Raw genomic sequence first — 21846 nt, 5'->3', positions numbered from 1 at the left:
GACGGCTGCTCCGCGGGCCGTACGGGTGTCCGGGCCCGGCCGGAACCCTGCCGCGGACGCCCGGTGTCGGCCCGACCGCGGGCCGATGCCGGGCGTTTACGCGTGCGTGGCGCACCGTTCTCCCCCAAGGGATCGAATCTGGCCGCTGTCAGCGAACTCGCCCCCAGGAGGCACGATGTCCCCGAACGCCGCAGGCCGGCGCCCCGTCTCGCGTTCCGTCGCGGCGGGGCTGCCCCTCGCCGTTCTGGCCGCTCTCACGGCCGCTGTTCCCGCGTCGGCGGACTCCGGCGACCAGGCCCGTGTCGTCCGTACGGCCACGCTCGGGGACATCCCGCTCGCGGCCTTCAGCAACGCGCTGCTGCCGGGCACAGTGGACGACGACCGGGGCGTGGACCTCGGCGGCATCGGCAGCGACCTCTACCCGACGGGCCGCAAGGGCGAGTTCTGGACGGTCACCGACCGCGGGCCCAACGGCCAGATCAAGGTGGGCGGCACCAAGCGCCGCACCTTCCCCGTGCCGGGCTTCGACCCCGCGATCGTGAGGATCCGGGTCGACGGCGACGCCGTGAAGGTCCTGTCGGCGATACCGGTCACCACCTCGTCGGGCGAGCCGGTCACCGGCCTGTCCAACCAGGCGTCCCGGGACGAGGCCCCGTACTCCTACGACGCCTCCACCCCGCTGTCGTTCAATCCGAACGGACTGGACACCGAGGGCGTCGTCCGCGCGGAGGACGGGACCTTCTGGCTGGTGGACGAGTACGGCCCCTCGCTGGTGCACGTCTCCGCGCGCGGGAAGGTGCTCAAGCGGTACGTGCCCGAGGGCCTGAACCTCACCGGCGCCGACTACCCCGTGGTCGAGGCCCTGCCGTCCGTGCTGCTGAACCGGAAGATCAACCGCGGCTTCGAGGGGCTCGCCCAGCTGCCCGGCGGTGACCTGGTGATCGCCGTACAGAGCCCGCTCTCGCTGCCCGACGCCGCCTCCGGGAACACCTCGCGCACCACCCGGCTGTTCCGCTTCTCGCCCGAGAAGAAGGCGATCACCGCCGAGTACGCGTACCGCTTCGACCCGGTCGAGGTCGTGGACCCGAGCGAGGACGACACCTCCGAGCTCAAGATCTCCTCGCTGGTCGCGGTGGGCCGGAACCGCCTGCTGGTGCAGGAGCGCACGGACAAGACCGCCCGGCTCCACGTCGTACGTCTGGAGCGCGGCGCGAACATCCTGGGCGGGCCCTGGGACGACGCGACGACGTCCCCGGCGCTGGAGCAGCTGGAGGACCCGGCGGCGGCCGGCGTGCCCGTGCTGTCCAAGCGGCTCCTCGTCGACCTGGGCACGGTCGCGGGCGTGCCGGGCAAGATCGAGGGCGTCGCGCGTGTCGACGACGACACCCTCGCCGTCATCAACGACAACGACTTCGGGATGACCGACGGCACCGGCGCCTTCGACGCCCAGGGCCGCCTGGTGGACAGCGGCATCGAGACCAGGGTCGTCTACGTCCGCCTGCCGCACCGCATCTGAGTCACCGTGACCTGATCCGGCGCCGCGGCTCGGCATACCGATACCTCTTGCCACGAGTGCCCCGACGTCGTGTCCGGCGTGCGCGCCCGGGGAACGGGCATTGTCAGTGCCCTTTGCTAGCGTCGTGGGTGTGACAGGACATGTGGCGACGGGCGTCGAGCGTCGCGCGGCCCACCGCGCGGCGCTCGACCATGTGCTCGCGCTCGTCGCGGACGCCCCCTGGAGCGCTTCCCTCGTGCTGCGCGGCAGCATGACCCTCCCGGCCTGGGTGGGGGCCGCCGCCCGGGAACCCGCCGACCTCGACTGGGTGGTGCTGGAGGACGCGGTCCGGGTCGATCCGCTCGATCCGTACCCCTACGTCGACGGCGTCGAGGTCGTCCAGCAGTGGCCGGAGGCCGCGGACGGGGCCGCGCGCTACGAGCCGTGGCGGGAAAAGGAGTTCGGCACCCACGGACAGCGCCCGCGCCTCCCGCCCGAGGGCCTCACCTGGGTGCGCGCCGACGCGGACACCTCGGAGCAGAGCCCGCCGTACATGGACCTGCTCGACCGGATACGGGCCCGCCCCGAAGCCGCCCCGGGCGTCCTGCTGGACGCGGACGCGGCGCAACCGGACGGCACCTGGACGTACGCGCGGTACGACCTGCCCGGCATCCGCCTCGTCGTGCCCTGGCGGGCCGAAGGGGTAGGCGAGCCGGGTGAGGTGCGGCTCGACTTCGCCCGCGACGAGCAGCTGCCCGAGCCGCCCGAGTGGACGGCGGTCCCCAGAGGAGACGGCGGCGCCCCCGTCGCCGTACGCACCGTCGGTCCGGCGGTGTCGCTCGCCTGGAAGGTGCTGTGGCTGCGCTCCGACAGCGCCACCGGGACCCGGGCACGGGGCAAGGACCTCTACGACGCCGTGCTGCTCGCCGAGGCGCGGGGCACACGGCTGCCGCCCCGCCTGTTGCGCAAGGTGCTGCGGCGCGGTCCGGCGGGCGGGGCCGACGCGTTCGGCCCCGAGCAGGTGACCGGCTGGCGGGTCGACTGGACGGCATTCCAGGCCGGGCATCCCTGGATATCCGGCACCGCGCAGGACTGGCTGACGCGCCTGCGCGACGCGCTGTGTGACGCCCTCGCGCGCGGCGCCGCCGCGGCCGGCCCTCCCCGGCCGGACTCCCCGCCGGCAGGCCGCCCGCGCCCGGCGACGGGCTGACCGGCTCAGGTCCGCCGCGGAAGTGACCCGGCAGCGGTCACAGCAGTCCGGATCAGCCCCGCGCCCCCAGCAGATGATCCATGGCCAGCTGGTCGAGCCGCTCGAAGGCCATCCCGCGCGCGGCGGCCGCCTCCGCGTCGAACTCCTCGAAGGCCGTGCGGTCGGCGAGGAGGGCCTGGAGGCCGTCCTCGGCGGTGGGCTGGGCCAGTTCGTCCAGGCGGGAGGCACGCAGGGCCTCCCGGACCTCCGGGTCCGCCCGGAAGGCGGCCGCACGCTCCTTGAGGACGAGGTAGTTGCGCATGCAGCCCTCGGCGGAGGCCCACACCCCGTCGAGGTCCTCCGTGCGCGGCGGCTTGAAGTCGAAGTGGCGGGGCCCGGTGTAACCGGCGCTCTCCAGCAGGTCGACCAGCCAGAAGGCGGCACGCAGATCCCCGGCGCCGAAGCGCAGGTCCTGGTCGTACTTGATGCCGGACTGACCGTTGAGGTCGATGTGGAAGAGCTTGCCCGCCCACAGGGCCTGGGCGATGCCGTGCGGGAAGTTCAGCCCGGCCATCTGCTCGTGGCCGACCTCGGGGTTGACGCCGTACAGCTCCGGCCGCTCCAGGCGCTCGATGAAGGCGAGGGCGTGGCCGACGGTCGGCAGCAGGATGTCGCCGCGCGGCTCGTTCGGCTTGGGCTCGATGGCGAAGCGCAGGTCGTAGCCCTGGGAGGTGACGTACTCGCCGAGGAGGTCGAAGGCCTCCTTCATGCGGTCCAGGGCCACCCGCACATCCTTGGCGGCGCCCGACTCGGCGCCCTCGCGGCCGCCCCAGGCGACATAGACCTCGGCGCCGAGTTCGGCGGCCAGGTCGATGTTGCGGATGGTCTTGCGCAGCGCGTAGCGGCGCACGTCGCGATCGTTGGCGGTGAAGGCTCCGTCCTTGAAGACGGGGTGCGTGAAGAGGTTGGTGGTGGCCATCGGCACGGTCAGGCCCGTCGCGTCGAGCGCCTGACGGAAGCGCTTGATGTGCGACTCGCGCTCGGTGTCGGAGGACCCGAAGGGGATCAGGTCGTCGTCGTGGAAGGTCACGCCGTACGCGCCCAGCTCGGCCAGGCGCCGCACCGTCTCGACAGGGTCGAGGGCGCGCCGGGTGGCGTCGCCGAAGGGGTCCCTTCCCTGCCAGCCGACGGTCCACAGGCCGAAGGTGAACCTGTCCTCGGGGGTGGGCTGGTAGCTCATGCCACGGCTCCTTGTTTGCTCGGACTATTTCGTCATGGCACTTTACAAATTAGTAGGCCAACGCGTCTCAGGGAAGGGAACAGGAGTCCCCGAGATGCGGATCCGGGTCTCCATGGCCCGGCAAGAAGCAGCCGGGGTCTGGGCACGGTGTCCTGGTGACAATGGAAAAGCAGCAGGTCGGATCCCGCAGAGCCGCACCGAGAGGGAGAGTCCGATGTCAGCAGCCGAGGGTCCGCTCGTCGTCGGCGTGGACACGTCCACGCAGTCCACGAAGGCGCTGGTGGTCGACGCGGCGACCGGTGAGGTGGTGGCGAGCGGACAGGCTCCGCACACCGTGTCCCGCGGTGTGGGCCGGGAGAGCGACCCCCGCCAGTGGTGGGACGCCCTGTGCGAGGCGTTGCGCCAGTGCGGTGACGCCGCGCACGAGGCGGCCGCCGTCTCCGTCGGCGGACAGCAGCACGGCCTGGTGACCCTGGACGAGCACGGCGAACCGGTACGCCCGGCCCTGCTCTGGAACGACGTGCGCTCCGCCCCCCAGGCCCGCCGGCTGGTGGAGGAGCTGGGCGGTCCGAAGGCCTGGGCGCAGCGCACGGGCAGTGTGCCCGGGGCCTCGTTCACGGTCACGAAGTGGGCGTGGCTCGCCGAGCACGAGCCGGACGCGGTCCGCGCCACCAGGGCCGTGCGCCTTCCCCACGACTACCTCACCGAACGCCTCACCGGCCTGGCCACCACCGACCGCGGCGACGCCTCCGGCACGGGCTGGTGGGCCTCCGGACAGGAGTCGTACGACGCCGAGATCCTCGGGCACGTGGGGCTGGACGCCGCGCTGCTGCCGCGTGTGGCCCGGCCCGGCGAGGTCGTCGGCACCGTGCGCGACAGCCATGACCTGCCCTTCTCCAAGGGCACCCTCGTCGCTCCGGGCACCGGCGACAACGCCGCCGCGGCCCTGGGCCTCGGGCTTCTCCCGGGTACGCCGGTGCTCAGCCTCGGCACGTCCGGCACGGTGTACGCGGTCTCGACGCACCGCCCGGCCGACCCCAGCGGCACGGTGGCGGGCTTCGCCGACGCGCGTGGCGACTGGCTGCCGCTGGCCTGCACCCTCAACTGCACCCTGGCCGTCGACCGCGTCGCCGCCCTGCTCGGCCTGGACCGCGAGGCCGTCGAACCCGGCACGGGCGTCACCCTCCTGCCGTATCTGGACAGCGAGCGCACCCCGGACCTGCCCGACTCCACCGGACTGCTGCACGGCCTGCGCCACGACACCACGGCGGGCCAGCTGCTCCAGGCGGCCTACGACGGTGCCGTGCACTCCCTGCTCGGCGCGCTCGACCTGGTCCTCGACCAGGACGCGGACCGCTCCACGCCACTGCTGCTGATCGGCGGCGGGGCCCGGGGCAGGGCCTGGCAGGAGACCGTGCGACGGCTGTCGGGACGCCCCGTCCGGGTCCCCGAGGCTCGCGAACCGGTCGCACTGGGGGCCGCCGCCCAGGCCGCCGGGGTGCTCACCGGCGAGGACCCGGCCGCCGTGGCCCGCCGCTGGGACACCACGCGCGGGCCGGTGCTCGACGCGGTGGAACGAGACGAGGAGACACTGGCCCGGATCTCCGGGGTACTCTCCGACGCGGCCCCGCTGCTCGGGCGGGGTGCGCACCGAGGCTGAGGCCTCGGGGCACGGCACCGGCGCGTACCGGGGCCGAGGTCCCGCGGCACGGCACTGGCACGGACCGAGGACTGACGGAGGCATGGCCGCAACACCGCACGAAGCGCGCCCCGACGGTCCGGGGCGCGCCCTGCCCGACACCCAGCAGGGCATGCGCCGCCGCAATCTCGCGCGCGTGATGCACGCCGTGCGTGCGCAGGGGTCGCTGTCGCGGGCCGCGGTCGCCTCCCGCATCGGGCTGACCAGGGCAGCCGTGTCGACGCTGGTCGACGAGCTGATCCGGACCGGTCTGCTGGAGGAACTGGGCCCGGAGCGGCCCGGCCGGGTGGGACGGCCCGGTTCCGCGCTCGCCGTCAGCGGCCACGGCCCGGCCGGGATCGGCGCGGAGATCGGGGTGGACCACCTCGCGGTGTGCGTGGTCGATCTGCGCGGACAGGTGCGGGCAAGGACGGTACGGCACGGCACCAACCGGGGCCGCTCCCCCGAGCCGGTCGTCGCCGAACTCACCGCGCTGCTGCGGCAGGTGGTCGCCGAGGCGGACCACGCGGGCCTGTGGCCGGCGGGCCTCGCCGTGGCCGTCCCCGGCCTGGTGGCACGGGACGCCCGGACGGTCGTACGGGCCCCGAACCTCGGCTGGCACGACGTGGACCTCGGCGCGCTGCTGCCCGTGGAACACCCGCTGACCGTGGACAACGAGGCCAACTTCGGCGGCCTCGCCGAACTCTGGCTCGGCGCGGACACCCCGCGCGACTTCCTGCACGTCTCGGCCGAGATCGGCATCGGCGCGGCGGTGGTCGTGGACGGACAGCTCCTGCGCGGGACCCGCGGTTTCGCCGGCGAGCTCGGGCATGTGCCGGTCCGGCCCGACGGTCCGGAGTGCGCCTGCGGTGGCCGCGGCTGTCTGGAGCAGTACGCCGGCGAGGAGGCGGTGCTGCGGGCCTCGGGCCTGGAGCAGGGCGAGGACCGGGTCGGCCTGCTGGCCGGGCGGGCCGCCGCCGGTGACGAGGCCGTACGCCATGCGCTGCGCGAGGCGGGCGAGGCGCTGGGCATCGCCCTGACCGGCGCCGTCAATCTGCTGGACCCGAGCGGCGTGGTGCTCGGCGGTGCCCTGGCCGGGCTCGCGCCCTGGCTGCTGCCCTCCCTGGAGGCCGAGTTGGCCCGGCGCACCGCGGGGCCCGCCTGCCCGGTGTCCGTCTCGGAGCTGGGTCCCGAGGGACCGCTGCTGGGGGCCGCGCACTGGGTGGTGCGGGGAGTGCTGGACGATCCGGCGGGGGTGGCCGGGTCGCGGTGAGCGGGTCGACTCCCGCTCGGCCGAGGGCGGCGGGAAAGACGCGGGTTCCGGCCCGCTCCGGGATCGCCGTCACAGCCGCCGCGTTCGAGCCACCCACACCCGCCGTGGCCGGATCCCGGACGATCCAATCGAGTGACCCACGTCGAAACGGTTGTCGGCGCGGACACCCGGAGTGACGATGTCCGCATCGTATCGCCGTCCGGGAGGCCGAGTTGACCGATCCCTGGGTTGCCCTGGAACCGGGGGCCGACCCCGCCGAGCACGCGCGCAGGCTGCGTCGCGCGCACGAGACGTTCACCGACGCGGGCCGGGTGACCCGCCCGGTGCGGTCCGTGGTGGCGGACTCCTGGCGGCGTTCGGCGCGGGCCGGTGTGGGGCCGGAAGGCATCGCGAACGTGGAGCTGACGGACGGTGACCTCGGCGCCCACCGGGCCACGCATCCGCTGGCGCGGGTGATGCCGCTGTTCCGGGAGCTGATGGGCACCTTCGCGCTGGACGGCGAGCACCTGGTCGCCGTCTGCGACGCGCACGGGCGGCTGCTGTGGGTGGAGGGCCATCCGACGACCCGGCGCGAGGCGGGCCGGATGAACTTCGTGCCGGGCGCCCGCTGGGCGGAGAGCGCGATGGGCACGAACGCGCCGGGCACGGCGGTGGCCGTGGACCGGCCGGTGCAGGTGTTCGCGGCGGAGCACTTCACCCGGCAGGTGCAGCCGTGGACCTGTGCGGCGGCCCCCGTGCACGATCCGCGCACCGGGCGGGTGCTGGGCGCGGTGGACATCACCGGCGGGGACGAGCTCGCGCATCCGCACAGCCTGGCGTTCGTGCAGGCGGTCGCGCGGGCCGCCGAGTCCCAGCTCGCGCTGCTGGCTCCCCGGCCCTCGGCCGCCGACGCGGACGTACTGGAGCTGAGCGCGCTCGGCCGGGACGAAGTGCGGCTGCGCGGCGGGGGCCGTGGCATACGGCTGGGCCGCCGGCACAGCGAGATCGTGGTGCTGCTGGCCTGTCATCCGGAGGGCATGACGGGCGACGAGCTGCTGTGCGCCCTGTACGAGGACGAGTCGGTGCCGCCGGTGACCCTGCGGGCCGAACTGGCCCGGCTGCGCGGGGTACTGGGTCCGGGGCTGCTGGCCTCACGGCCGTACCGGCTGACGGTGCCGGTGGAGTCGGACATCGCCGTGGTCGAGCGGCGGCTCGCGGCCGGGGCGGTCACCGCGGCCGCGAGCGCCTACACCGGTCCCCTGCTGCCCGCCTCCCAGGCCCCGGCAGTGGTCCGGCTGCGGCGGCGGCTCGCGGACGGGCTGCGGGCCGCGCTGATCGACCGCGAGGACCCGGACCTGCTGGCCGAGTGGGCGTACGCGGCCTGGGGCGAGGACGACCTGGAGGTGTGGCGGGCCCTCGCCTCGCTCCGCCCGACGACGGCGGTGAAGGCCCGCCTCGCCGTGCTGGAGGCCGAGTTGGCGCCCCCGGTCGAGCCGCAGGCGCAGCCGGGAGCGCCGGTGGTCCGGGCCGCTCCACCGTTCACCCGCGCCCGCTTGCGGCCGCCGGGCCCGGCGAGAGGACCCGTGCAACGCCCCGGCCCGCCGCCACCCCGCCGAGCGCCGTAGCGCCCCGCCGGGCGCCGTAGCCATCCCGCCGGGCGCGTAGCCGCCTTGCCGGGAGCCATCGTCATCCCGCCGGGCGCGTAGCTGCCTTGCCGGGAGCCGTCGTCATCCCGCCGGGCGCGTAGCCGCCCGGCCGAGCGCCGTAGCAATCCCGCCGGGTGCGCTGCCGCCCCGTCAGCCACCAGGCCCGCCGCCAACCCTTCGCCCGCCCGAACCGACCCCGCCTGCCACCGGCCGCCCCGGCCCGGCCCACCGCGCGGCCCGACCCCGCCCGGCTCGCCAAATCCCCCCCAAGTCCCCCCACCCCCCACGCCATGCAACGTCCGCGCAACCTCCCCCTCCCTAGCGTCCGTCGGGAAGCCGTCCAACGGCGGGCGGCGGTTCATCGGGAGGCACAGAGCATGACCCGTTACGCGGCGCCCGGCACCGAAGGCGCGATCGTCTCCTACCAGGCGCGGTACGACCACTTCATCGGCGGGGAGTACGTGCCGCCGGCCCGGGGGCAGTACTTCGAGAACCCCAGCCCGGTGAACGGGCAGCCGTTCACGGAGGTGGCGCGGGGCACGGCGGAGGACGTGGAGCGGGCGCTGGACGCCGCGCACGCGGCGGCCCCGGCCTGGGGGCGCACCTCGGTGGCGGAACGCGCCGAGATCCTGCTGAAGATCGCCGACCGCATGGAGGCGTATCTGGAGCCGCTCGCGGTGGCGGAGAGCTGGGAGAACGGCAAGCCGGTCCGGGAGACGCTGGCGGCCGACATCCCGCTGGCCATCGACCACTTCCGCTACTTCGCGGGCGCGATCCGCGCGCAGGAGGGCTCGCTGGGCGAGGTCGACGACGACACGGTGGCGTACCACTTCCACGAGCCGCTGGGCGTGGTCGCGCAGATCATCCCGTGGAACTTCCCGCTGCTGATGGCGGCCTGGAAGGTGGCCCCGGCGCTCGCGGCGGGCAACGCGGTAGTGCTCAAACCGGCCGAGCAGACCCCGGCGTCGATCCACTACTGGCTGAGCCTGGTGGCGGACCTGCTGCCGCCGGGCGTGCTGAACGTGGTCAACGGCTTCGGCGTGGAGGCCGGAAAGCCGCTGGCGTCCAGCCCGCGGGTGGCGAAGGTGGCCTTCACGGGGGAGACCACGACCGGGCGGCTGATCATGCAGTACGCCTCGGAGAACATCAAGCCGGTCACCCTGGAGCTGGGCGGCAAGTCGCCGAACATCTTCTTCGACGACGTCTGGGCGCAGGACGACGACTTCCGCGACAAGGCACTTGAGGGCTTCACCATGTTCGCCCTCAACCAGGGCGAGGTGTGCACGTGCCCGTCGCGGGCGCTGATCCAGCGGGGGCACTACGCGGAGTTCCTGGAGGCGGCGGTCGCCCGCACCGAGCTGATCAAGCTGGGCCATCCGCTCGACACGGACACGATGATCGGCGCCCAGGCGTCCAACGACCAGCTGGAGAAGATCCTCTCCTACCTCGACATCGGCCGTCAGGAGGGTGCCCGGGTGCTCACCGGCGGTGAACGCGTGGAGCACGACGGCGAGTTGAAGGGCGGCTACTACGTCCAGCCGACGATCTTCGAGGGCGACAACCGGATGCGTATCTTCCAGGAGGAGATCTTCGGGCCGGTGGTGTCGGTGACGTCGTTCGACGGCTTCGACGACGCCATCAGGACGGCCAACGACACGCTGTACGGGCTGGGCGCGGGCGTGTGGACGCGGGACATGAACACGGCGTACCGCGCGGGTCGCGCCATCCAGGCGGGGCGGGTGTGGACCAACTGCTACCACGCCTACCCGGCGCACGCGGCGTTCGGCGGCTACAAGCAGTCGGGCATCGGCCGCGAGACCCACAAGATGATGCTGGAGCACTACCAGCAGACGAAGAACCTGCTGGTGTCCTACTCCCCGCGCAAGCTGGGCTTCTTCTAGAGGGCGCCCGCCATGCCCGAGAAGATCCCCCGCGTCGAGCTCACCCCCGCGGCCGCCGATCTGGTGCGGCGGCTGCGGGCCGAGCACGGACCGCTGATGTTCCATCAGTCCGGCGGCTGCTGCGACGGCAGCGCGCCCATGTGTTACCCGGACGGCGAGTTCCGCACCGGCGACTCGGACGTGCTGCTGGCCGAACTGCAGGTGGAGGGCGTCACGGAGCCGGTCACCTTCTGGATGTCACGCAGTCAGTACGCCGTCTGGAGCCACACCCGGCTGATCGTGGACGTCGTCGAGGGCCGCGGCAGCGGGTTCTCGCTGGAGGCGCCGCAAGGAGTGCGTTTCCTGACCCGTTCCCGGCTGGTCGAGTCCTAGCGACCGCCTCTCCTCGCCCTGTGATGCAATCTCCCTGTGCTCCAGCGTTTTTGACGGCAGCTCAGGGACTCGGGCGGAGGATCGGCCATGCGTGCACTCGGCCGGGCACGGGCGGGCAGAACGGCACTGGCCCTCCTCACGGCACTCACCGCGCTGGCCGGTGCCGCCCTCACCGGGGCGGCACCGGCCGGCGCCGTCGAGCGGGCGGTGCCGCTCGCGCGGGCCGCCGCCACCACGCGGCCGGTGCGCCTCGCGCCGGGTGTCGTCTACGAGCAGTACGACCTCCAGGCGGCCCAGGGGCCGGCGCACGCCCATGTGCTGCGCGTCGACCTCGCCGATCGCCGGGTTCGCCTGGGCCTGCTGCACCCCGGGGCGGTCGCGGCGCGGGACACCGTCTCGCGCCTGGCCACGGCCCAGGGCGCGGTGGCGGGCGTCAACGGCGACTTCTTCAACATCACCGAGACCCAGCACCCCGCCGTCCAGGCCACCGGTGCGAGCGTCGGACCGGCGATCGCGGACGACCGGACGCTGAAGGCGGCGGTGCCGAACGGGCAGCGGTTCGGTCCCGTGCTGCCGCCGGGCACGAGCACCGAGGACGTGGTCGGGGTGGGGCGGGACCGCAGGGCGCGGCTCGACCGGCTCGCCTTCGAGGGTTCGCTGCGCACGCCGCAGGCGCGGCTGCCGCTCGGCGGGCTCAACCAGTACGCGCTGCCGGTGGGCTCCATCGGGGCGTTCACCGAGAGCTGGGGCTCCGCCTCCCGGGTGCGCGCCACCTGCGGCACGGACACCGAACGGGCCGCGCCGTGCAGCAGCGACACCTACGAGGTGTCGGTCCGCGACGGCCATGTCGTGTCGGCCTCGGACACTCCGGGCAGCGGGCCCATCGCCGCGGGCACGACCGTGCTCGTCGGCCGGGAGGCGGGCGCCCAGCAGCTGCGGAAGCTCTACCCGGGGGAACCCGTGGGGATCAGGCACCGGCTGCGTGCGACCGTCTCCACCGTTCCCCTGCGTTTCGCCCTCGGCGGCTACCCGGTGCTGCGGGACGGCCGGCCGCTGTCCGGTCTGGAGGACCGGACCGCCGCGGTGCGCACGGCCGTGGGCATCGCCGGGGGCGGCCAACGGCTGCTGCTGCTCACGCTGGACGGTGCGCCCGAGTACCGCACCGGTCTCAGCATCGCGGAACTCGCCTCCACCCTGGCGTACCTGGGCGCCGACCAGGGCTTCAACCTGGACGGCGGCGGCTCCTCGACGCTGGTCGCCCGCGCCCCGGGCAGCGGCGTCGTCACCGCCCTCAACCATCCGAGCGGGGGTGGGGAACGCCCCGTCCCGAACGGCATCGGGGTGTTCACGACCGGGTGAGGCCCCTGGACGGCGGCCCCTGAACGGCCGGGGCCCGCCCGGGTCTCACGGCCGCAGACTGCTGACGATGTCCGCCGTGGCCGTGAGACCACTGTGAATCGTGGGCGCCATGCCGGTGCTCGCGAGGTAGAAGCCGAGCAGCGCGCACACCAGCGCATGGGAGAACTTCAGTCCCCCGTTGCGCAGGAAGATCACCGCCAGGATGAACAGCAGCAGCACCAGAGAGATGGAAATGGCCATCGTGAACCTCCTCCGCCATGCCGGTCGCGTCCGGTTCACGGCGTTCGGCCGCAAGTGTGGCGTAGCGGAGGGTTCATCCGGGCGGCTGACATGTCCCCCGAACGTGTGGTGTCTGGGGGTCGAGGAACATCGGAGCGAAAACCGGCGCTAAGCCCTTCGCGGGCCTGAGAGCGCTTTGACCTGGGGCTCCACGGGGGCGGAGCCTTCGGCAGTCGTGGTGATCACTGACTGTCTGGAGGTCCGGGGTGCCGGTCGAGTTTCTGACGGATTCGCCACGGCGACCCTCGGCGCCTGGCCACGCTGCCGGCCACGCTGCTGGCCACCGCGGTTTACCTGACGACCCGCGCGGTCGACGACGCCCTGGACCTATTGGAGGTGCTCATCGCGACGAAGCTGCCGGCCTGGCCGCCACACTCGCCGCGCTGTTCGAGCTGACCCCGCCGCTCGACTCCGACGCGGACGAGGCTTGGCGGAGTCGGCTCCTGACCCGGTTCGGCACCGTGCGGCCGTTGGTTCCGGCCGCGCACCGAGCGCGATGGCCGGCCGCCGTCGCGGGTGCGGATCGAGGCCGCCCGCACCAGTCGACCATTTCCATAAACTATGAATATAAAAATGCTATGCTTCGACCCATGAGTCGTCAAGACACCGCTCCTGGCGCGTCCGCCGCCATCGGGGCAGCCCTCTACGGCCTGGCCACCAGGGCCGCGAGACGCCTGCCCCGGGACATGAGCCTGACGTCCGCCGCCACCCTGGCCACCCTGGACCGGACCGGCCCGCGACGCATCACCGATCTGGCCGCGGTCGAGGGCGTCACCCAGCCCGCGATGACCGCCCTGGTCCGGGTGATGGAGGAGTCCGGCCTGGTCGAGCGGCGGGGCGACGCGTCCGACAAGCGGGTCACGCTGGTGTGCCTGACCGAGGCCGGCGCCTCCTATGTCCGGACGCGGCACCAGGCGGGCGTCCACGCGTTCGAGCGGTTGATCGGCGAGCTCACCGGCGACGAGGTCGAGGCGCTGGTGGCGGCCCTTCCGGCGCTGAAGCATCTGGCAGAGCTCGAAAGCCAGGACCGCGAAGGGCCGAAGCACTGACCGGGCAGCCCGGTCGGCGGGTCGCGGTGAAGGCGTTCCCGGTGGCGCGTTCCGAGGCGCGGCTGCTGGTCCCCGCCCTGATGTTCATCGCTCTGGTCGTGGCGGCGGTCGCCAGCCTCGGGACGCCGCTCATCACCAGCGTGGCGACCTCGTACCACGTCTCGCTCGGCAGCGCGCAGTGGACGCTGACCGTCGCGCTGCTCAGCGGCGCCGTCGCCACGCCGGTCCTGGGCCGGCTCGGAGCCGGCCCGCACCGGCGGGCCACGATCCTCGCCACGCTGGCGGTCGTCGTCGCCGGCAGCGCGCTCACCGTGCTGCCGCTGCCGTTCGCGTGGCTGCTGGCCGGCAGGGCGGCCCAGGGCGTCGGGCTCGGGCTGACGGCGCTGATGATGGGCGTGGCCCGGGACCACCTCCCCGAGGAGCGCAGCGCGGCCGTGATCGCCCTGATCTCGGTGGTCTCGATCATCGGGGCCGGCGTCGGCTACCCGCTGGCCGCACTGCTCGCCGAGCTCGGCGGGGTACGGGCCGCCTACGGCCTCGGCCTGGTCGTCACCGCCGCCGCCCTCCTGACCGCGTGGCGCTCCATGCCCGAAGCCCCCGAAGGCCGCTCCGCCCACGTGGACGTGGCAGGCGCGGTCGTCCTGGCCGCTGCGCTGCTCCTGGTGCTGTTCCTCGCCGGCGAACGGAATCTGTGGAGCCGGCACCTCGCCGTGGCGGCGGGCCTCGCCGTCGTCGCGGTGGTACTGCTCTGCGTCTGGGCCGTCATCGAGCTGCGCAGCACGACGCCCCTGGTCGATGTGCGGGCGGTGCGGCACCCGGCGGTCGCCGGGGCGAATCTCGCCATGTTCGTCGGCGGGATCGGCATGTACCTCCTGCTCACGCTCATCACCCGGTACTCGCAGACGCCGCACGGCGCCGGCTACGGCTTCGGGCTGACGACCTTCGTCGCCGGGCTGGTCCTCATCCCGTTCTCGGTGCTGGGGTTCGTCGCCGGCAGGCTCACGCCGCGGGTCCGGACGCGGATCACCGACCCCCTGCTCCTGGCCGGCAGCGCCGTCATGGTCGGCGGCGGGTTCGCCCTGTTCGCGGTGGCCCGGTCGGACCTGGCCGAACTGTTCGCGGCGATGGGCGTGCTCGGCTTCGGCGTCGGCGGCTTCTCGGCCGCGATGCCCGGCGTCATCCTGGCCGTCACCCCCAGGAGCGAGACGTCGAGCGCCATGAGCTTCAACTACGTCGTCCGCAGCGTCGGGTACTCCCTGGGCAGCGCCATCGGCGGCCTGATCCTCGCCGCGGGCACCGGCCCCGGCCACCTCTTCCCCGACGACAGCGCCTACACCACCGCGGCGCTGGTCGGCATCGGCGCCATGGCGATCACGACGCTGACAAGCCTCGCTCTCGCCCGCCGACGCTCGTCCGAGACCAACTCGTAAGTCAGATGCACTCATCCCAACACTGGAGGTTCCATGCCCAAGGGCTACTGGGTCAGCGTCTACCGCACCATTTCAGACCCTGAGAAGCTGGCCGCTTACAACAAGCTGGCCCCTCCGGCCGTCAAGGCCGGGGGCGGCCGAGTCCTCGCCCGTGGCGGTCGGATCGTGGCGCATGACGCCGGAATCGCCGAGCGCACCGTCCTGATCGAGTTCGACAGCTTCGAGCAGGCCGTCGCGGCGCACGGGAGTGCGGCCTACCAGGAGGCGCTGGTCGCCCTCTCCGACGGCGTCGAGCGCGACTTCCGCATCGTCGAAGGCATCGACTGACCGAGGCCCAGTCGGATCTTCCGGCGAGTGCCGTATGAGCGTCGAGCATGGCGCGAGCCTGCCCGTACGATAGTCGCGCGAGTCCGGGGAGGGTGTTCGGGTTGTCGAGCGAGTCGAGGAACGTGTCTGCGGCGGTCCGTACGGTCAGCGCCTTCCCGGCGGGCAGTCGTACGACGGCGCGCACCGCTTCCCCCTTGCCGCAGATAACAGGGTCGCTTCGTGCACGGCCCCGCGGACGTCGCCGCAGGCCGCGCTCAGCGATGGCACAGATGATGGGGCGTTATCTGCGGGAAGACTTCAGACAGGTCCGGCCGCCGACGATCCGTCAGCCGTCCACCAGGGTCGATCGAGGCTTAGCGCCGGTTTTCGTTCCGATGTTCCTCAACCCCCTGTCTGCGCGTGACGGTCAGGCCAGGTGCGCGTCCAGGAACGCCTCCAGGCCCGCCAGGTCGTCCGTGTTGAGGAAGTCGACACCGGCGTCGAGCAGTTCGGCCCACAGGGCGTCGCGGGCCGGGCCGGGCACGTCCGGGGTGGCCCAGAAGCGGACGGTCTGGCCGCGCTCGTGGGCGGCCGCGGTGATGGCGTGCAGCCGCTCGCGCTCCGCGGCCGGGAACGGGCCGACGCCCTGCCAGGTGAACAGGCGGGTCCAGTTGTCGCTGATCAGCGGCACGAACGAGGCGGGCGCCGAGGTGCCGAGGTCGGTGAGCCGGCCGTCGTAGAAGGCGTGGCGCACGGTCTGGGCCTCCATGGGCACCCGCGCCGCGCGGTCGCCGGAGATGACCGCGGTGACCGGGCCGGGGTGGACGCGACCGTGGGCGTACGTGGTGAACAGGTGCTTGTGGCGCCGCAGATGGCGGTCGAGTTCCAGGTAGGTCGAGGCGCCCTCGGTCTTGATGTCGATCAGGAGCTGGACCGGCCGGCGGTGACCGCGGTACACCCAGCCGTGGTGGGCGCGGACCCGCGCGTCGAGCGTGTCGAGGTAGAGGGACTCCAGTGTGCGGGCGGGGTCGAGGTCCTCCGGGTCGTGGGCGACCAGGAGTTGGTCGCCGACCAGGTAGATGTCCGCCTCCAGGCTGCCGAAGCGGTGGTCGAGGGCGTCGAGGAGGGGACGGGGGTGCTCGTAGTCGTTGTGCGCGTGGGCCCGCCACAGCGGGGACGGGCGGCGCTCGCTCCGCTCGCCCGCGAAGGCGGTGGCGCCGGGCAGGGCGATCGTGCCCGCGACGGCGGCGCCGAAGGCGGTGAGGGCTCTGCGTCGGGTGGTGAGGGCCATGCGCTGCCTCCCTGCGAGGGTGCCGGTGTGGATCCCCAGCGAGTATGGGGCGTGCACACCTCAAGGAGGCTGTGTGGCGCAGGAGTTGGCCGGACCGTCGTCACGCGTTCACCGGCCGGACGCGGCGCACCGAAGAGCCCGCCCCGGGTGGACGCTGTTGGTTCGATTTACCAACAGCGTCCGGGTGGGGACGGGCTTTCCTCGGATGTCGCCGGGTGAACGTCAGGGAGCGCGCAGGTCGACCATTTCGGCCAGCGCGTCGCGGTGGACGCCCGCGGTGCCGTAGGCGATCGAGTCGGCCTTGGCCCGCTTGAGGCAGAGGTGGACGGGGTGCTCCCAGGTCATGCCGATTCCGCCGTGCAGTTGGAGCGCCTCCTCGGCGGCGCGCACGGCGACCGGTGCCGCGTAGGCCTGGGCGACGGCGACCGCCAGGGCCGTCTCCGCGTCGTCCGCGCCGCCCGCCAGGGCGTCGGCCGCGCCCCGCGCGGCGGCGCGGAGGCTGACGACGTCCAGCCACAGCTGGGCGAGCCGGTGCTTGAGCGCCTGGAAGCCGCCGACGGACCGGTTGAACTGCTTGCGCTCCTTCAGGTAGCGCACGGTCTCGGTCAACGCCCATTCGGCGAGCCCGAGTTGCTCGGACGCCAGCAGTCCGGCACCGGCGCGCAGGGCGCGGCGCACCGCGGGTTCGGCGTCGCCCAGCAGCCGCCCGGCGGCGCCGTCCAGGGTGACGGTGGCCAGCGGCCGGGTGAGGTCGAGCGACACCTGCGGCGTGACCGTGACCGCCCGCGCCTCCACCGCGTAGAGCCCGCCGTCGTCCGCGGGGATCAGCAGTACGTCCGCGGCCACCGCGTCGGCAATGCCCGTCAGCTCCCCGCGCAGACCGCCGTCTTCGTGGCGCACGACCTTGTAGGCGCGGTCGGGGGCGACGTTCAGCGCGACGGCGAGCACGCCGATGCGCCGGCCGGACGCCAGCTCGGCGAGCAGGCCGCCCTCGGCCTCGCAGGCCAGCAGCGCCTCGGTGGCGACCACGGCGCTGGTCAGGTACGGCACGGGAGCCATCGCGCGCCCCAACTCCTCCAGGACCACGGCGGCTTCGCGGTGCGTGGCACCCTGGCCGCCCCGGTCCTCGGGGACCAGCAGGCCCGCCAGGCCCATGCCGTCGGTCAGCGCCTTCCAGGCCCTCAGGTCGTGCGGGGCGTCCGACTCGGTGCGGGCGATGACCCCGGGCGCGTCGCAGTGGTCGGCGAGCAGGTCCCGTACGGCCGCGCGGAGCGCCTCTTCCTCCTCCGAGTAGAGCAGATCGGTCATCGAGCGAGGTCCTTCCATGCGACGTCCTTGTCGGTGCGCGGCTCTGCGGGCAGGCCCAGCACGCGCTCGGCGACGATGTTGAGCAGGACCTCACTGGTCCCGCCCTCGATGCTGTTGCCCTTGGAGCGCAGGTAGCGGTAGCCGGCCTCGCGGCCGGTGAAGTCGACCAGTTCCGGGCGCCGCATGGTCCAGTCGTCGTACAGCAGGCCCTCCTCGCCGAGGAGTTCCACCTCCAGGCCGCTGATCTCCTGGTTGAGGCGGGCGAAGGCGAGCTTCATACCGGCGCCCTCGGGGCCGGGCTGGCCCAGGGCGAGCTGCTGGCGCAGACGTTCGCCGGTGAGGCGGACGACCTCGGCGTCGACCCAGAGCTTCAGCAGGCGCTGGTGGAGGTCGTGGGTGCGCAGCTCGGGACGCTCGCGCCAGGTCGTGGCGACCGGGCCGATCATGCCGCCCTCGCGTGGCAGCCGCACGCCGCCGATCGCGACCCGTTCGTTGTTCAGCGTGGTCTGGGCGACCCGCCAGCCGTCGCCGACCTCGCCGAGGCGGCGGGAGTCGGGGATGCGGACACCGGTGAGGAACACCTCGTTGAACTCGGCCTCACCGGTGATCTGCCGCAGCGGGCGCACCTCGACGCCGGGGCCGGTCATGCCGCACAGGAAGTAGGTGATGCCCCGGTGCTTGGGCACGTCCGGTTCGGTGCGGGCGATGAGGATGGCCCAGCGGGCGACATGGGCGCTGGAGGTCCACACCTTCTGTCCGTTGACGACCCAGTCCCCGCCGTCCTCGCGGACCGCCCGGGTGCCGAGCGCGGCCAGGTCGGACCCGGCGCCGGGCTCGCTGAACAGCTGGCACCACACCTCCTCGCCGGTCCACAGGGGCCGCAGGAAGCGCCGCTTCTGCTCCTCCGTGCCGAAGCCGAGGATGGTCGGTGCGGCCATGCCGAGGCCGATGCCGATCCGCCGCGGGTCGTTGTCGGGGGCTCCGGCGGCCTCCAGCTCGGCGTCCACGACGGCCTGGAGGGTGCGTGTGGCGCCCAGTCCGCCGAGGCCCTCGGGGTAGTGCACCCAGGCGAGCCCGGCGTCGAAGCGGGCGCGGAGGAAGTCCGTCCGCTCGGTGCTCGCGGGCGGATGCGCGGCCAGGAACTCCTGTGTGAGGCGGCGCAGTTCGTCGGCGTCGGTCATGCCGCTCCCTCCGCGACGACGGCGATCCGGCCGGTGGTGACACCGTCGCCGACGCGCTGCACGGCGGCCGCGGCCTCGCCCAGCGGCACCCGCTCGCTGATGAGCGGTCTGATGGCGCCCCGGGCGGCCAGCTCGGTGAGCTGCTCGTGGCAGTGCAGGACCAGCTTGGGGTTCTTGACGTTGTACAGGCCCCAGTGCAGGCCGAGGATCGAGTAGTTCTTCACCAGGGCGTGGTTGAGCGCCGGGCTGGGGATGCCGCCGCTGGCGAAGCCGACGACGACGATCCGGCCCTCGAAGGCGACCGCCTTGGCCGACTGGGTGTAGGCCTCGCCGCCGACGGGGTCGTAGATCACATCGGCGCCGCGGCCTCCGGTGGCCTCCTTCACGGCGGCCACGACGTCCTCGGCGCGCCGGTCGATCACCACGTCACAGCCCAGTTCGCGGGCGACGGCGGCCTTGTCGGCGCCGCCGACGACACCGATGACGGTGGCGCCCGCCGCCTTGCCGAGCTGGACGGCGGCACTGCCGACCCCGCCCGCGGCGGCGTGCACCAGCAGTGTCTCGCCGGCCTCCAGGGCCGCCCGGCGGTGCAGGCCGAACCAGCCCGTCTGGTAGCCGATGTGCAGCGCGGCGGCCTCGGCGTCGTCCAGGGACTCCGGCGCGGGCAGCAGCGCGGCCGCGTCCGCCACGGCGTACTCGGCGAATCCGCCGTGGGGCAGCGCCGGGTTGGCGATCACACGGCGGCCGTCCTCGGTCTCGCCGCAGATCTCCACGCCGGGCGTGAACGGCAGCGGCGGCCTGACCTGGTAGTGGCCGCGGCACATCAGCACATCGGGGAAGTTGATGTTCGCGGCGCGCACCTTCAGCAGGACCTGGCCGTCACCGGGCGTGGGCCGCCCGATGTCCGCGAGCCGCATCACCTCGCCCGGCTCGCCGTTCTCGTGCACCTGCCATGCCTGCATTCGGGGCCTCCACGGACTGTGTCGTACGACCGGATCGAGGGCATACTAAGCGGTCGCTTGCCGATCAGGGAACAGTCCCTTCAGCAAAGTCCGCTACCCGGTCCTCGGCCGCGCCCGCACATGCATCCGCTCCCCCTGCGGCCCGAACAGGCTCAGGAACTCCACCGGCCCCTCCCCCGTCGAGCCGAACCAGTGCGGCACCCGGGTGTCGAACTCGGCGGCCTCCCCCGCGGTGAGCACCACGTCGTGCTCACCCAGCACCAGGCGCAGCCTCCCGGACAGGACGTACAGCCACTCGTAGCCCTCGTGGGTGCGCGGGTCGGGCTCCAGGGTGCGCCGGGGTTCGAGCACCTTGTAGGCCTGGAGCCCGCCCGGCTGACGGGTGAGCGGCCAGTGGGTACGCCCGTTCCGCACGATCGGCGCGGCCCGCACCCGGGGGTCGCCGACCGGCGGCGCGCCGACCAGCTCGTCCAGCGGCACCTGATGGGCCTGCGCGATCGGGAGCAGCAGTTCCAGGGATGGCTTGCGCTGCCCGGACTCCAGCCGGGACAGGGTGCTCACGGAGATCCCCGTCGCCTCGGACAGCCCGGCGAGGGTCACCTCCCGCTCCTTGCGCAGGCTCCGCAGCCGGGGGCCCACTTCCGCGAGAACGTCTTCGGTGGTCATGCCGGTATTGCAGTTTCGGCAAATCTGTTTGTCAATCCGGCGAGGCCGGAGCGACCGTCTCCGGTGGAGGTGGTCACGATGACCGAGCAGACCGAGCAGACCGGGCCGACGGGGAACGCCGGGAACACCAGGAACACCAGGAACACCGGGAACACGGAGAGCACCGGGACGTACGAGGTGATCGTCGTCGGCGGGGGCGCGGCGGGCCTGTCCGCCGCGCTGGTGCTGGGCCGGGCCCGGCGCCGCACCCTCGTGGTCGACGCGGGCGAACCGCGCAACGCGCCCGCCGCCCATATGCAGGGCTACCTCACCCGAGACGGGATGCCGCCCGACGGGTTCCTGGCGGCCGGGCGGGAGGAGATCGCCCGGTACGGCGTCGAGCTCGTCCGCGACCGGGTGACGGACATCGCCAGGGACGGTGACTTCACCGTCGCGCTCGACAGCGGCCGTACCGTCCGGGCCCGCCGTCTGATCGTCGCGACCGGCCTGAAGGACGAGCTGCCGGCCGTGGAGGGCGTCGCCGAGCGCTTCGGCCGCGATGTGCTGCACTGCCCGTACTGCCACGGCTGGGAGGTCCGCGACCAGGCGTTCGGCGTACTGGCCGCGAACGCGCTGAGCGTGCACCAGGCGCTGATGGTGTCCCAGTGGTCCAAGGACGTGACGCTCTTCCTGCACGAGGTCGCCGAGTCGGAGCTGTCCGAGCAGGACGTCCGCCGCCTTGCCGCGGCCGGGGTGAAGGTGGTGCCCGGCCGGGTGGCGGGGCTGGTGGTGGAGGACGACCGGCTGACCGGCGTCAGGCTGGCGGACGGGTCGGCGTACGACCGTGAGGTGCTGTTCGTGGCACCTCGGCCGGTGCCGCGCACGGAGCTGTTCGTGAAGCTGGGTGCCGAGCTGACCGAGACACCGTTCGGCACCTACCCAGTGATCGACGAGCGGGGTCTGACCAGCGTCCCCGGGCTGTGGGCGGCGGGCAACGCCTCGGGCTTCGCCGAGCAGGTCGTGAACGCGGCGAGCCGCGGCTACCGGGCCGCCGCCGCGCTGAACGGTGAGCTGCTGTTCGCGGACCTCGACGCAACGCTCTGACGAGCCGCGCCGGGCCCGCGTGCGATGGATGGCGGTCGGGTCTGTGGCGGCTGCGGGTCGTGGTGGGCTGGTCGCGCAGTTCCCCGCGCCCATGAAGGACGGCTGCCGGCATGCGGCTCCGGCGCGTGGGCGCGACCCGCGAAAACGAACCCGCACCAC

19 protein-coding genes and 2 pseudogenes are annotated in these 21846 nt (G+C 73.4%); 13 read left to right on the top strand and 8 right to left on the bottom strand.

Annotated elements, in window-relative coordinates:
- Positions 1-175: 175 nt before the first annotated feature.
- The gene (locus tag ABZZ79_RS18720) at positions 176-1516 is read left to right on the top strand and encodes an esterase-like activity of phytase family protein (protein ID WP_356690028.1); all 1341 of its coding nucleotides are present in this window, start codon (positions 176-178) and stop codon (positions 1514-1516) included.
- Positions 1517-1646: 130 nt separating this feature from the next.
- The gene (locus ABZZ79_RS18715; RefSeq protein WP_356690027.1) at positions 1647-2705 is read left to right on the top strand and encodes a nucleotidyl transferase AbiEii/AbiGii toxin family protein; all 1059 of its coding nucleotides are present in this window, start codon (positions 1647-1649) and stop codon (positions 2703-2705) included.
- A gap of 52 nt (positions 2706-2757) precedes the next feature.
- On the opposite strand, the gene xylA is transcribed toward ABZZ79_RS18715, so the two are convergent.
- Entirely contained in the window at positions 2758-3924 is a 1167-nt protein-coding gene (xylA, locus tag ABZZ79_RS18710; RefSeq protein ID WP_356690026.1) for a xylose isomerase, read from the bottom strand.
- Between the two features lie 214 nt (positions 3925-4138).
- Between xylA and xylB the strand changes: the two genes are divergently transcribed.
- From xylB to ABZZ79_RS18680, 6 genes are all read left to right on the top strand, one after another.
- A complete protein-coding gene (xylB, locus tag ABZZ79_RS18705) occupies positions 4139-5584 on the top strand; it encodes a xylulokinase (RefSeq protein ID WP_356690025.1) in 1446 nt (481 codons plus the stop codon).
- Between the two features lie 82 nt (positions 5585-5666).
- Positions 5667-6875 (top strand): ROK family transcriptional regulator, encoded by a 1209-nt coding sequence (locus ABZZ79_RS18700; protein ID WP_356690024.1) that lies wholly within the window; start codon positions 5667-5669, stop codon positions 6873-6875.
- 212 nt (positions 6876-7087) lie between these two features.
- Positions 7088-8479: a GAF domain-containing protein gene (locus ABZZ79_RS18695; RefSeq protein WP_356690023.1), complete on the top strand. Its 1392-nt coding sequence runs from the start codon at positions 7088-7090 to the stop codon at positions 8477-8479.
- Between the two features lie 398 nt (positions 8480-8877).
- Positions 8878-10401, top strand: coding sequence for an aldehyde dehydrogenase family protein (locus ABZZ79_RS18690; protein WP_356690022.1), 1524 nt, complete (start codon positions 8878-8880; stop codon positions 10399-10401).
- Between the two features lie 12 nt (positions 10402-10413).
- Complete coding sequence (locus ABZZ79_RS18685) at positions 10414-10773, top strand: DUF779 domain-containing protein (protein WP_356690021.1); 360 nt, start codon at positions 10414-10416, stop codon at positions 10771-10773.
- Between the two features lie 87 nt (positions 10774-10860).
- The gene (locus ABZZ79_RS18680; RefSeq protein WP_356690020.1) at positions 10861-12132 is read left to right on the top strand and encodes a phosphodiester glycosidase family protein; all 1272 of its coding nucleotides are present in this window, start codon (positions 10861-10863) and stop codon (positions 12130-12132) included.
- A 45-nt stretch (positions 12133-12177) separates the two neighbouring features.
- On the opposite strand, the gene ABZZ79_RS18675 is transcribed toward ABZZ79_RS18680, so the two are convergent.
- A complete protein-coding gene (locus ABZZ79_RS18675) occupies positions 12178-12372 on the bottom strand; it encodes a hypothetical protein (RefSeq protein ID WP_356690019.1) in 195 nt (64 codons plus the stop codon).
- A 249-nt stretch (positions 12373-12621) separates the two neighbouring features.
- Between ABZZ79_RS18675 and ABZZ79_RS18670 the strand changes: the two are divergent.
- The 4 genes and pseudogenes from ABZZ79_RS18670 to ABZZ79_RS18655 all read left to right on the top strand — a co-directional run.
- A pseudogene (locus tag ABZZ79_RS18670) lies at positions 12622-12887 on the top strand (hypothetical protein); the annotation flags it as partial.
- 210 nt (positions 12888-13097) lie between these two features.
- A complete protein-coding gene (locus ABZZ79_RS18665; RefSeq protein WP_356690085.1) occupies positions 13098-13460 on the top strand; it encodes a MarR family transcriptional regulator in 363 nt (120 codons plus the stop codon).
- Positions 13457-14890 (top strand): MFS transporter, encoded by a 1434-nt coding sequence (locus ABZZ79_RS18660; protein ID WP_356690083.1) that lies wholly within the window; start codon positions 13457-13459, stop codon positions 14888-14890. The genes ABZZ79_RS18665 and ABZZ79_RS18660 overlap by 4 nt, the downstream gene beginning before the upstream one ends.
- A 33-nt stretch (positions 14891-14923) precedes the next feature.
- Positions 14924-15217, top strand: a complete 294-nt coding sequence (locus tag ABZZ79_RS18655; RefSeq protein WP_356690018.1) for a DUF1330 domain-containing protein — start codon at positions 14924-14926, stop codon at positions 15215-15217.
- Between the two features lie 88 nt (positions 15218-15305).
- Here the strand turns inward: ABZZ79_RS18655 and ABZZ79_RS18650 are convergent.
- The 6 genes and pseudogenes from ABZZ79_RS18650 to ABZZ79_RS18625 form a co-directional block, all read right to left on the bottom strand.
- A pseudogene (locus tag ABZZ79_RS18650) lies at positions 15306-15422 on the bottom strand (site-specific integrase); the annotation flags it as partial.
- A gap of 201 nt (positions 15423-15623) precedes the next feature.
- Positions 15624-16487, bottom strand: coding sequence for a phosphatidylinositol-specific phospholipase C/glycerophosphodiester phosphodiesterase family protein (locus ABZZ79_RS18645; protein ID WP_356690017.1), 864 nt, complete (start codon positions 16485-16487; stop codon positions 15624-15626).
- A 222-nt stretch (positions 16488-16709) separates the two neighbouring features.
- Entirely contained in the window at positions 16710-17795 is a 1086-nt protein-coding gene (locus ABZZ79_RS18640; protein ID WP_356690016.1) for an acyl-CoA dehydrogenase family protein, read from the bottom strand.
- Positions 17792-18976 (bottom strand): acyl-CoA dehydrogenase family protein, encoded by a 1185-nt coding sequence (locus tag ABZZ79_RS18635; protein ID WP_356690015.1) that lies wholly within the window; start codon positions 18974-18976, stop codon positions 17792-17794. The genes ABZZ79_RS18640 and ABZZ79_RS18635 overlap by 4 nt, the downstream gene beginning before the upstream one ends.
- A complete protein-coding gene (locus ABZZ79_RS18630) occupies positions 18973-19938 on the bottom strand; it encodes an NADPH:quinone oxidoreductase family protein (protein ID WP_356690014.1) in 966 nt (321 codons plus the stop codon). The genes ABZZ79_RS18635 and ABZZ79_RS18630 overlap by 4 nt, the downstream gene beginning before the upstream one ends.
- A 93-nt stretch (positions 19939-20031) precedes the next feature.
- Positions 20032-20604, bottom strand: a complete 573-nt coding sequence (locus ABZZ79_RS18625; protein ID WP_356690013.1) for an XRE family transcriptional regulator — start codon at positions 20602-20604, stop codon at positions 20032-20034.
- A 78-nt stretch (positions 20605-20682) separates the two neighbouring features.
- Between ABZZ79_RS18625 and ABZZ79_RS18620 the strand changes: the two genes are divergently transcribed.
- The gene (locus tag ABZZ79_RS18620) at positions 20683-21687 is read left to right on the top strand and encodes an NAD(P)/FAD-dependent oxidoreductase (protein WP_356690012.1); all 1005 of its coding nucleotides are present in this window, start codon (positions 20683-20685) and stop codon (positions 21685-21687) included.
- Positions 21688-21846 lie beyond the last annotated feature (159 nt).

It is taken from the genome of Streptomyces sp. NPDC006458 (genome assembly GCF_040612135.1).
In the GTDB taxonomy this organism is placed as follows: Bacteria; Actinomycetota; Actinomycetes; order Streptomycetales; family Streptomycetaceae; genus Streptomyces.
This window is presented reverse-complemented; position numbering and strand designations above follow the sequence as displayed.